The organism is Cellulomonas sp., from assembly GCF_017744555.1.
Taxonomy (GTDB): domain Bacteria; phylum Actinomycetota; class Actinomycetes; order Actinomycetales; family Cellulomonadaceae; genus Cellulomonas.
The window spans coordinates 1-1,998 of record NZ_JAGIBD010000088.1; the positions used below are offsets into that span (position 1 = coordinate 1).

Annotated in this window: 2 protein-coding genes; both read right to left on the minus strand. The window is 72.9% G+C overall.

Annotation, left to right across the window (positions count from 1 at the left end):
- Window positions 1-1,012: ATPase, T2SS/T4P/T4SS family (locus tag J7523_RS20190; RefSeq protein WP_291890560.1), on the minus strand; the 1,012-nt coding region annotated here is incomplete at its 3' end.
- 113 nt (window positions 1,013-1,125) lie between these two features.
- Window positions 1,126-1,998 (minus strand): GspE/PulE family protein (locus tag J7523_RS20195; protein WP_291890562.1); only part of this gene is annotated, 873 nt, incomplete at its 5' end.

The window sequence follows — 1,998 nt, forward strand, 5'->3', positions numbered from 1 at the left end:
TGTCGGGGTCCTGGCGCAGCACGTGCTTGAGGGCGTTCGCGAACGAGTGCGTGTCGGCGCCGACCTCACGCTGGTTGATGAGCGACTTCTTGTGCCGGTGAAGGAACTCGATGGGGTCCTCGACGGTCATGATGTGGTCCTCGCGCGTGCGGTTCGCGAGGTCGATGATCGACGCGAGCGTCGTGGACTTGCCCGACCCGGTCGGCCCCGTGACGAGCACGAGCCCGCGCGGCAGGTTCGCGAACGTCCCGACGACGGGCGGCACGCCGAGCGCCTCGAGCGGCTTGATCTCGTACGGGATGACGCGGAAGGCCGCGCCGATCGACTCGCGCTGCACGTACAGGTTGACGCGGAACCGGGCGAGCCCGCGCACGGCGTACGACAGGTCGAGCTCCAGGTTCTCCTCGAACGTCTCGCGCTGCTTCTGCGACAGGATCGCGTACAGCGACCGGCGCAGCCCGTCGGGCGTCATGGTGCCGAAGCCCTCGACCGGCTTGAGCGCGCCGCTCAGGCGCACCATCGGCGGCGACCCGGACGTGAGGTGGGCGTCCGACCCGCCGAGCCGCACGAGCTCACGCAGGACCGCCTCGATGTCGACGTCGCCCTCGAGCCGTTCCTGCCCGACCCCGGCCCGTGTCGCCGGGCGCGCGACGGCCGGGGCCGCCGGCTCGGCACGGCGCGCACGCTCGGATGCCGGTGCCGGGGGGCCGGCCGGCGCCGGCGCGGGTCCGGGGACGGTCGGCGCCCCGCCGAACGGGGTCACGGGTGGGCCCGCGGGCACGCTGCCGAACGGCACCGGCGCACCGGCTGAGGCGGGCGCCGCGGGTGCTGCGGCCCACCCGCCGGCCGACGTCGTCGTCACGGGCGGCGGCGAGGGCTGCGGGACCACCGACTGCGACGGCACCGGCGCGTACGTCGCCTGCGGGCCGGCCGGCCGGTACGGCGGCAGCGGCCGCGTCGGCTCGGGCGGGCGTCCCTGGTACGGGTCGGTCACGTGGTCCTCCGGCGTCACGGCGTCACCGCCCGGGGCGGCGGGGCACGCGGGTGCCCGAGGTTGTCATCGGCCGCGACGTGCGCGGACTTGAGCCCGCACCTCGCCGACCGCACCGCGCACGGCGACGCGGGTCAGGCGACGACGCGCAGGATCTCCTCGATCGACGTCTGCCCCAGCGCCACCTTGTGCCAGCCGTCGTTGCGCAGCGAGACCATCCCCTGTCGCTCGGCCGTGGCCGCGATGTCCGCGGACGACGAGTGCGCCACCGCGTGCCGCTCGATGTCCTCCGTCACGCTCATGACCTCGTGCAGCGCGAGCCGTCCCTTGTACCCCGTCCGCGAGCACGCGCTGCAGCCCGCCGGCCGGTACAGCTCGGGCAGCGACTCCCCCGGGACCCACGGGAACCGCGCGGCCTCGAGCTCGGCCGGCGTCGGCACGTAGGCCTCCTTGCACTTCGGGCAGAGCCGGCGCGCGAGGCGCTGCGCGACCACGCAGTCGAGGGCCGATCCCACGAGGAACGGCTCGATGCCCATCTCGGTGAGTCGCGTCACGGCCGACGGGGCGTCGTTCGTGTGCAGCGTCGACAGCACGAGGTGGCCCGTGAGCGCCGCCTCGATCGCGATCTGCGCGGTCTCGTGGTCACGGATCTCACCGAGCAGCACGACGTCGGGGTCGGAGCGCAGGATCGAGCGCAACGCGGCCGCGAACGTCAGGCCTGCCTTGGGGTTCACCTGGACCTGGTTGATGCCGGGCAGTCTGTACTCGACCGGGTCCTCGACGGTGATGACGTTGATCTCGGGCCGCGACACCGCGTTGAGAGTGGCGTACAGCGTGGTCGACTTGCCCGAGCCGGTCGGCCCCGTGACCAGGATCATGCCGTAGGGCTTGGTGTACGACTGCTTGTACGTCTCGTAGTTGTGGTCCAGGAACGACAGGTCCCGCAGGTCGAGGCTCGCGGTGGAGTTGTCGAGGATGCGCATGACGATCTTCTCGCCCCACACGGT